The organism is Nostoc sp. CHAB 5715, assembly GCF_020829685.1.
Taxonomy (GTDB): Bacteria; Cyanobacteriota; Cyanobacteriia; order Cyanobacteriales; family Nostocaceae; genus Nostoc.
This window is the reverse complement of sequence record NZ_JAIVFR010000260.1, coordinates 1-8,050: the sequence shown is the minus strand read 5'-3', so window position 1 is coordinate 8,050 and position 8,050 is coordinate 1. Positions and strand designations below refer to the sequence as shown.

12 protein-coding genes and 4 pseudogenes are annotated in these 8,050 nt (G+C 44.8%); 6 read left to right on the top strand and 10 right to left on the bottom strand.

What is annotated here, in order from left to right:
• Nucleotides 1-491, top strand: a 491-nt coding sequence (locus LC574_RS16025) for a hypothetical protein (protein WP_229454433.1), incomplete at its 5' end; no start/stop codon positions are given.
• Nucleotides 492-560: 69 nt separating this feature from the next.
• Here the strand turns inward: LC574_RS16025 and LC574_RS38505 are convergent.
• The 4 genes and pseudogenes from LC574_RS38505 to LC574_RS16010 form a co-directional block, all read right to left on the bottom strand.
• Nucleotides 561-779, bottom strand: a pseudogene (locus tag LC574_RS38505) (hypothetical protein); the annotation flags it as partial.
• Nucleotides 764-2,683, bottom strand: a complete 1,920-nt coding sequence (locus LC574_RS16020; protein WP_306422125.1) for a copper-translocating P-type ATPase — start codon at nucleotides 2,681-2,683, stop codon at nucleotides 764-766. The gene LC574_RS16020 and the pseudogene LC574_RS38505, both read right to left, overlap by 16 nt.
• 60 nt (nucleotides 2,684-2,743) lie before the next feature.
• A pseudogene (tnpA, locus tag LC574_RS16015) lies at nucleotides 2,744-3,191 on the bottom strand (IS200/IS605 family transposase).
• Between the two features lie 2 nt (nucleotides 3,192-3,193).
• Entirely contained in the window at nucleotides 3,194-3,418 is a 225-nt protein-coding gene (locus LC574_RS16010) for a hypothetical protein (RefSeq protein ID WP_229454432.1), read from the bottom strand.
• Between the two features lie 261 nt (nucleotides 3,419-3,679).
• On the opposite strand from LC574_RS16010, the gene LC574_RS16005 reads away from it, so the two are divergent.
• A complete protein-coding gene (locus LC574_RS16005; protein ID WP_229454431.1) occupies nucleotides 3,680-3,889 on the top strand; it encodes a helix-turn-helix transcriptional regulator in 210 nt (69 codons plus the stop codon).
• The gene (locus LC574_RS16000; RefSeq protein WP_229454430.1) at nucleotides 3,880-4,323 is read left to right on the top strand and encodes a helix-turn-helix domain-containing protein; all 444 of its coding nucleotides are present in this window, start codon (nucleotides 3,880-3,882) and stop codon (nucleotides 4,321-4,323) included. The genes LC574_RS16005 and LC574_RS16000 overlap by 10 nt, the downstream gene beginning before the upstream one ends.
• Nucleotides 4,324-4,429: 106 nt before the next feature.
• Here the strand turns inward: LC574_RS16000 and LC574_RS15995 are convergent, their stop codons facing one another.
• From LC574_RS15995 to LC574_RS15990, 3 genes are read right to left on the bottom strand one after another with little or no spacing between them, the layout of a single operon-like run.
• Nucleotides 4,430-4,633 carry a heavy-metal-associated domain-containing protein gene (locus LC574_RS15995; RefSeq protein ID WP_229454429.1) on the bottom strand — a complete coding sequence of 68 codons (204 nt, stop codon included), beginning with the start codon at nucleotides 4,631-4,633 and terminating at the stop codon, nucleotides 4,430-4,432.
• A gap of 33 nt (nucleotides 4,634-4,666) precedes the next feature.
• Nucleotides 4,667-4,801 carry a hypothetical protein gene (locus tag LC574_RS38050; RefSeq protein WP_267871556.1) on the bottom strand — a complete coding sequence of 45 codons (135 nt, stop codon included), beginning with the start codon at nucleotides 4,799-4,801 and terminating at the stop codon, nucleotides 4,667-4,669.
• Nucleotides 4,794-4,988: a heavy-metal-associated domain-containing protein gene (locus LC574_RS15990; protein WP_094350009.1), complete on the bottom strand. Its 195-nt coding sequence runs from the start codon at nucleotides 4,986-4,988 to the stop codon at nucleotides 4,794-4,796. Before LC574_RS15990 ends, LC574_RS38050 begins: the two co-directional genes overlap by 8 nt.
• 244 nt (nucleotides 4,989-5,232) lie before the next feature.
• Between LC574_RS15990 and LC574_RS15985 the strand changes: the two genes are divergently transcribed.
• Complete coding sequence (locus LC574_RS15985) at nucleotides 5,233-5,976, top strand: YafY family protein (protein WP_229454428.1); 744 nt, start codon at nucleotides 5,233-5,235, stop codon at nucleotides 5,974-5,976.
• Between the two features lie 66 nt (nucleotides 5,977-6,042).
• A pseudogene (locus LC574_RS15980) lies at nucleotides 6,043-6,165 on the top strand (transposase); the annotation flags it as partial.
• Here LC574_RS15980 and LC574_RS15975 read toward each other — a convergent pair.
• Both LC574_RS15975 and LC574_RS15970 read right to left on the bottom strand, forming a co-directional pair.
• A pseudogene (locus tag LC574_RS15975) lies at nucleotides 6,164-6,349 on the bottom strand (site-specific integrase); the annotation flags it as partial. The pseudogenes LC574_RS15980 and LC574_RS15975 sit on opposite strands and share 2 nt — an antisense overlap.
• A gap of 61 nt (nucleotides 6,350-6,410) precedes the next feature.
• On the bottom strand, nucleotides 6,411-6,770 hold the full coding sequence (locus LC574_RS15970) for a hypothetical protein (protein ID WP_229454427.1): 360 nt from the start codon (nucleotides 6,768-6,770) through the stop codon (nucleotides 6,411-6,413).
• A 91-nt stretch (nucleotides 6,771-6,861) separates the two neighbouring features.
• On the opposite strand from LC574_RS15970, the gene LC574_RS15965 reads away from it, so the two are divergent.
• On the top strand, nucleotides 6,862-7,575 hold the full coding sequence (locus LC574_RS15965; RefSeq protein ID WP_229454426.1) for a hypothetical protein: 714 nt from the start codon (nucleotides 6,862-6,864) through the stop codon (nucleotides 7,573-7,575).
• Here the strand turns inward: LC574_RS15965 and LC574_RS15960 are convergent.
• Nucleotides 7,526-7,762: a hypothetical protein gene (locus tag LC574_RS15960; protein WP_229454425.1), complete on the bottom strand. Its 237-nt coding sequence runs from the start codon at nucleotides 7,760-7,762 to the stop codon at nucleotides 7,526-7,528. The genes LC574_RS15965 and LC574_RS15960 overlap by 50 nt on opposite strands.
• Nucleotides 7,763-8,050: the final 288 nt, after the last annotated feature.

Genomic DNA, 8,050 nt, shown 5'->3' with positions numbered 1-8,050 from the left:
TGGCATCTATTATTGATACTACCTTAGCGAATTCACACAAACAGAGCTTAACACCTACAATTGCTACACAAAAAATTACTGAGCCACAGGAAAAGCTTACGTCTAATGTGCCAGAAATTCAGCAGAGGTTTGAAAACTTAATATTGCCTCAGAACGCATCCCCTAACTTATCTATGTCTGCGGATAGAGGCAAAGACGAGGTGGACTCTTCGTACTTTAGGCAATTAGACAAATCTGATTTAAAACCGCTATCTCAGCCTATCAATGACCTGACTGTAAAAAATTTGTCAGTCATTGCAACTAGTAACAAACAAGCCCAAAAGCGATCCTCAGCGGAATATGAAACATCACCTACTATTCAAGTCACAATTGGTCAGCTAGAAATTCGCAGTGCAGCCCCAGCACCACCTCCGCCTCGACCAAAGCCGCGTCCAGCACCATCTGTGATGAGTTTGAATGAATACTTGCAACGACGTGCTAGAGGGAGGTAAGCGATGAGTAACGCTTTAGCTATTGCAGCTGTCACAATTACATTGCGTCACCTCCTCCAGCAAAGATTTGACGTTGTAAATAAAGGCAAAGAAGAGATTTTGCCTGATATTGTTGATAGTGGCGCGACTAAGTTGAATAGCCGTGACAATTAAGAGCAAATCTCCAGAAATTAGAGTGATATCGCTAGCTGCGATCGCCACATCTGTTCCCGTTCCAATAGTAATTCCCACATCAGCTTGTGCTAGGGCTGGGGCATCATCTATGCCATCGCCTACCATTGCGACAAGGGAGTGGGGAGTGGGGAGTGGGGGGATGAGGGGGATGAGGGGGATGAGGGGGATGAGGGGGATGAGGGGGATGAGGGGGAATAATAATTGTTTGCTTGCTCCCCCTGCTTCCTCATCCCCCCCTGCTTCCTCATCCCCCCCTGCTTCCTCTGCTCTCTTTGAAGGGATTGGATAATCGCCGCCTTTTGATCTGGACGCACTTCGGCAAAGATTCGCTGGATGCCAACTTGTCTTGCGATCGCATCAGCAGTTTTACGATTGTCTCCGGTGAGCATTACTACTTCTAAACCTAGCTTCTGTAAAGCTTTCACCACTGCTGTTGAGGAAGGTTTGAGGGCATCGGCAATACCCATTACTCCTTGTAGTTCGCCATCTACAGCAATCAAAATGACTGTTTTGCCAACCGCTTCCCAGGCATCTTTATACTGCTGGAGAGTTATCGTGTTAATTCCAAGTTCTGTTAACCAGCGTTGTGTACCAATTTGCACAAGCTGATTTGAAACAACTCCTTGAACACCACTACCTGCATTAGCCTGAAAGTTCTTTACCTCTATTAAACTCACTTCTTGAGACTGGGCATATTTTACCACTGCTGCCGCTAAAGGATGCTCAGAATTTCGTTCCACCGTTGCTGCTAACTGTAAAAGCTTAATTTCATTACCATTAGCTGTGTCGTTGACAGTTACAAAGTCTGTAACTGTAGGTTTCCCCTGAGTCAAAGTGCCAGTTTTATCTAAAACGATGGTTTTAATTTTGTGTGCTAGTTCTAAGCCGTCCGCGCCTTTAATCAAAATGCCATTTTCTGCACCTTTGCCCGTCCCCACCATTACAGAAGTGGGAGTAGCTAAACCCAAAGCACAAGGACAAGCGATAATCAGTACACCTACCGTTGTCATTGTTGCTAGGGTGAGGTTGCCCGTGAAATTAAACCAAATGACGAAAGTGGCGATCGCAACGGCAATTACAGCTGGTACAAACCATCCTGTCACCTGATCTGCTAAGCGCTGAATTGGTGCTTTAGAACCTTGGGCTTGTTGCACTAGTTTGACGATTTGAGCCAAAAACGTATCATTTCCAACTCGTGTCACCCGAAACCCAAATGCACCCGCACCGTTAATCGTCGCCCCAATCACCTCATCTCCCGGCTGCTTTTTGACTGGCAAACTTTCACCAGTCACCATCGCTTCATCTACTGTGGAAGCGCCTGTAATCACTTCACCATCTACTGGAATCTTTTCACCAGGACGTACCAAAATCACATCGTTGATTCTGACTTCGGCGATGGGAACATCAATTTCTATTCCATCACGAATAACTCTGGCATCTCTAGCTTGCAATCCGATGAGTTTGCCGATGGCTTCAGAAGTTTGCCCCCTAGCGCGATTTTCTAACAACCGTCCCAACAAAATTAAGGTAATGACAATGGCGGCAACTTCGTAATAAATATGAGGTATCAAGCCCTGAGCAATAAAAAATTTCGGGAAAACAGTGACAAACAAAGAATATAGATACGCTGCACTTGTACCCAAAGCAATCAGCGTGTCCATCGTCGCCGTATGGCGCTTGAGGGATTTCCAGCCATTGCGGTAAAAAGATCCACCACACCAGAACACGACGGGGGTTGTCAGCACTAACTGTATCCAAGGATTTTGCAAGAAGCTTGGAATTAGGGGCAAGTTCAACCCAGTCATCATGGGCAACGACCCCAAAAATAGGAAAATGCTGATTACACCTCCCACCACTATTTTAAGGGAAAGTTGGCGTTGTAATGCTTGCCTATTCGCAATCTCTGCATCATCTTCTTCAGTGAGCAATTCTTCAGAGAGTGAGCTATTTCCGACAGCAGCCCCACGCTGTCCCGAAGGGCAGCGATGGGAAGAATGTCGGGGCGGTGACGAACACATCCCCGAACCGATGTCAACCGTTAGGTTGACGGGGTGAGTGGGGTGGGTGATAGCGAAGCGTTAGCGAGGAACGAGCGTCGGAACCGCCACTCTCTCATCGGTACAACTCGCGGAGTCTTGGTTTTGCACGTATTGTTTTAGAACTTCGACAGTCACCCCACCGCAAGAAGCAATGAAGTAGGCACTATTCCAGAACACTCGTTTACCCCAATAAACACGCCTAATCTCCATCAAAAATTCTTTGCGAATCATAAGACTTGTGTAAGATTTTAAGGCGTTAACAAACTTTGATAGCTGCATCTGTGGGTAGTACCGGAATAACAGGTGAACATGGTCACTTTCGCCATAAGGTAATGACTTCACAACCCCATTTCTGGGATATGTGATTAACTAATTCACCCAATCGAATCAACATAGCAGGTGTGATTACTTTTCTCCGGTACTTTGTTGTCAAAACCAAATGGGCTTTCAAGTCAGAAATAGACCTAGCTGTTGATTTGTAACCCATCTTTAATTTGCTGAATGAATCTCATCTGTCGCTTTTTCTAGATGACCTACAACCTCTTCAAGCCGTGGCTGCTCCGAAGCCCAGTTAGCAATAGCGTGTAACAAATCTTCAAAGCTATAACCTTCGGAGAGTAAGACAAGCATGAATTCGTGAAAAAACTCTGTTAATCCACTACGACAACAATCTTGTAATCCGTGGCGAATTCCCCTCAGTGATTCAAGATCCATTGTTTTCCCCCTCCAATTGTTCAGTAAGTGCCGCTATCCTGTTTTGGTGAAGGTCGGAAATCTCCATGAATTATGTGGATAGAGAGGCGGTGATCTTTGGAAGGTGAACCGCTTTCTCTATGTTTATTATTGCCTACTATTGGTAGGCAAGACAATGGTTAGCCTTATGATAGTTAGTTATCTAATGGTCGGATTTTCATAAGACATACTAATAGCTAGACTACTATTGTTAGGTTATACTCTCAGTAGGTAGTAAAGGATATGCCCGTGGAAGTCAGGCTAAAACAAATCAGAGAAGCCAAGGGGTTGTCTCAAAACGCATTGGCACGACAGCTAGAGATGTCGCTTGCTAATGTTCAAAAAATTGAATATGGCAAAGCTAAATCCATCCCTCTTGAGACGTTGGAAAAAATTTGCCTGACACTTGATTGCGAAATTGGTGATTTATTAGTACTTGTTAAATGCGCCTAACCTACCAGTACCGTTTACGTCCAACCAAGCAACAAATAGCCACGTTTGAAAACTGGTTAGAATTATGCCGCCGTCAATACAACTATCGGCTAGCGGAACGGTTTAACTGGTGGGAGCAAAACCGTTGTGATATTGACCGTTGCTCTATTATTTCTTGTGGTATCGCGCCACTTAAGGACAAGCCCAGTTACTACAGTCAAAAGCGGGATTTAACCAACACTAAAGTTTTATTTGCTGAATACAAAGAAATTCCATCACACACGCTACAGGATGTAATTGCACGGGTTGAAAAGACATTTGACCGTTGGCTAAAAGGTGACAGTAATGGCTTGCGTTCTGGTCGTCCCAGATTCAAGGGTAAAGGGCGTTATCGTTCCCTGACTTTCCCCGACCCCATCAAACCAGAACACATTCGCACGCAATATAAAACATAGGGCGGCGGGGCATCCCGTCCTTCAAAGCTCAGTTAATGTCCGACGGGTTGCCGGGAGTCGCTGAGAAGCCCCCGCCGTCCCGGAGGGCGGCGCGGGGAGTATGTCACTAAGAAGAGTATCCCGCAGATGCGATCGCACTTTGGATTTTCTCTAAATTGGCTAGAGAGCGATCATACTTGATGGCGGCTTGTTCTACTCCAAAATTAACGTTGCAATCTCTTACTCCAGAAACAGAGCGAATTGCTTTTTCGATGTTGTTGGCGCAAGCGGCGCAACTCATGCCTCGAAGTTTGAGTGTGAGAGTATCCATAACTAGATGAACCCCTGTGGTGTAGCAGAATCTTCAATAGGGGAGATGAGGGAGATCAGGAGGATGAGGGAGACGAGGGAGATGAGGGAGATGGGGGAGATAGGGGATAAAAATTTCTTCCTCATCCTCCTCATCCCCCTCATCCTCCTCATCCTCTACGCTAGGCAACTGGATAGCCAGCAGCAGCTAACGCTTCCTTAATTGCTGTTTCTGATGCTTGAGTTTCTACACTGACAAGCTTGGTTGTTGGATCAGCCTGAACGCTAGCATTGGCATCAACTGCCTGAAGTGTTTTGGTGATGGTGCTTGCACAAGCAGAACAAGCCATGTTGGGAACTGTGAGTTGGAGAGTCATAGATTTACGGGATAGAGTGGAAAAGCTAGCCAAACCAAAGTGGATGACTGGGGGAAATCCGTCAACAGTCAGAAATAACTGGAAAGAGAGTCGCCTTGAATTTATCCTAGACTCTCTAGCCGGCTGGAGAGTCTAGAGAATTTTAAAAGTTTTTCGCTAAACTTCAAATTTCTTTGCAGAACGTGGTAAGGGGGGTGGTTGGAGTTTACTCGACAGCTATCAAACTACGCTCACAGGACTTAACTTGGCAGAGATTCAGGCGCTGTTTTTGCCTAAGCCCACACACCTACTAGCCGAGCTAGGCTGGAGTCAAGCATTTGAAGCCGCTCTGCTCAAACTTCTGGCAGCAATGCCTGCTGCAAATCGTCAGCAGGCAGAAATGGTTAGCCAGCGTATTCATGTTGATCCAACAGGCTGGCATCGGTGGGACGAGGAAATGTCAGCATTTCCAATTTTGCAAACAGCAGTTTGGCAAGAGCGGCAAGTACATCTGAGCTATGAACGCAGTGATGGTAAGTGTGTGGAACGGTTGGTCAATCCACTTGGACTGGTTGCTAAAGGCAGTGTCTGGTATTTCGTTGCCTCGGTAGAGTCAGAGGTGCGCTCCTACCGGATTTCACGAGTGCGGGATGCCATGCTTACGGATTACGCCTGTGTTCGTCCGGTTGAATTCAACTTAGCCGACTATTGGCAACAATCGATGGTTGAGTTCAAAGCCAATCTGCCTTACTATGGCGTGACGGTGCGTGTTGCTCCAGAGGTTATCCCTCGGTTACGCTATGCCGGATACTTTGCCCGAATAGAACAGATTGACTCGCCCGATGCCGATGGCTGGACTCGCATCTGGCTGAGGTTTGATATAGAAGAAGCGGCTTGTGCTTATGTGCTGGGGTTTGGCGCAAAGATGGAGGTAATTGAGCCATTAGAATTACGCGATCGCGTTTTGCAAGCGGCAAAAGAGGCGATATCACTCTATGCTGAACAATGAACAGGTGCATTGCGTTTCGAGAACTGTGCGATCAGCTTAAAGGCATGGCTAACACTTAGGCTGGAACAAATCCAAGAAGTGAGTATTGATCTCTGGTCGCCTTATAAAAGTTTAGTAGAAGAATTAATGCCTAATGCCAATGTAACTGCTGATAGATTTCATGTAATGAAACAAGTAAATGATGAGTTAGCTCATGATAATGTAGCTCACTCCAAACCAAAAACCGCTTCAGTTCCCGTTCATACAGCTTGCGGCTGTTGAGCGTAAGGTTATTGCTGCGTAAAAATTCCAGCACCTTTACCCACCGAATATCAGTTGGTGTTCAAAATTAGCGATCGCTGGCGTTGAGCAGTGCCAGGGGCAACGCACGAATATGACCTATGCTGTCAAGGGATATCAGGAAATAGGGCAGTGATTTGCCCTCATGTAGTGCTTTATGCGATCGCTATAGGGGAGATTTGCAGTACTTGTGTATAAGTATAAATTTTTACTAAAGTATAAACTGAATGCTGGTAAAAGATGATTGTAGTAAATTTATATACTCTATTGATGTGAATAACTCGGTAGAGTATTTTTGTGAAAGTGCGCCTACCGTAAGCGATCGCCTTCCCCTGCCCTTGCTCCCAACCACCCCTCCATAGTCTACGATTACTCCCTTGGGGTGATGGGGCAGCGCTAGAAGGACGAATGGAAACCAATGGTTTTTGAAATATAGTTAAAGTAACATGAGTGAGGGTTGGGTCGATACTTGTGTTTGCTCTGTGTGTATGTGATGCCGTTTCAAAATTTTTCATTGTTTTGGCATCAAGTACAAAGCTAATGCTGAAGAGTATTAAATACCGAACCCACTGTTTGTAAAACCAAGAGACAATAGCCTAAAACATCATGAACCTATCTTCTAGAACACAAGTTGCTCACCTAAAGTTAGATAGAATCATAGCTACAAAACTGATTCTGCCTTCGCTTCTGACTGGATTGTTCCTAACCTGTGAAGCTAGTTATGCTTACAGCACATCCTCGATTACTAACAACATCACGAGGAACGATCTTATTGCTCAGAATCGAGGAAGCTGTGAACAATTTTTAGAAGCTCTTGCTATAAGAGAAACAGGACAGCAAACTCCACCTTATGACATTGAAAATACTTTAGGGTTTATTGGTAAGTACCAATTTGGTGAAACACTACTTATAGAGCTTGGGTACTACCAAGTTGAAAATCCTTACAACGGTGGAGGTAACGGCGTAGATAAGAATTATTGGCGTGGTACTTGGAAAGGTAAAAATGAAATTAATAGTAGGGAAGAATTTATGCAAAACAAGAATGGTGTACAAGAGACAGCAATCAAAGAGGCATTTAGTTTGAACTCGAATCGAATTAGTCAAATCCTTCAGGAAAATGGACGTTCCATTGAAGAGTTCATTGGACAGGAACTGCAAGGAGCCAAAATTACACAATCTGGCATCCTTGCGGCTGCTCATCTAAGGGGTGAAACCGGAGTTACAAATCTACTGCTCAAGAATGAAGTTTCTAATGATGAATTTGGTACTTCTATTCTTGATTATTTAAAGGAATTTGCAGACTATGAGTCATGTATATAGATAGGGTTTCAATGCTCAGGCGTTGTTTACCGCCGTAGGCATCGCTAGAGTTAGCGATCACTTCATCTTCGAGCATAATTCCACCCAAAATCGCTTCTTCAGCAACGATATTTTGTGGAGGCAAATTGCCAAGTGACTTGTCAGGGTAAAAAGAAATTACGTTGTCTTGATTGCTGTACTGAGTCATGCTTTAGCGTGCTAATTTTAACTGGGTTTCAACTTCTCGTAGATCAAATCTGGAATGGCTCGGAACTTTTGGGGAACAAGCTGTGGCTTGAAGTTTCGCTTTGAGATGCATCTTAATAACGTGCCGATGCGTTACAGCCAGGGCTTTAAACTCCACCATCTTCTCTCCACTGAAATACGTTACCAAAATTGGTAACAAGCGGAATCTACCAGCACATCTGCAGTTTCACAAACTTTAGTCTTGGAATTTTTTGTTCAAGAACTCAATAGGCTTATTTCGCCGGGCGCA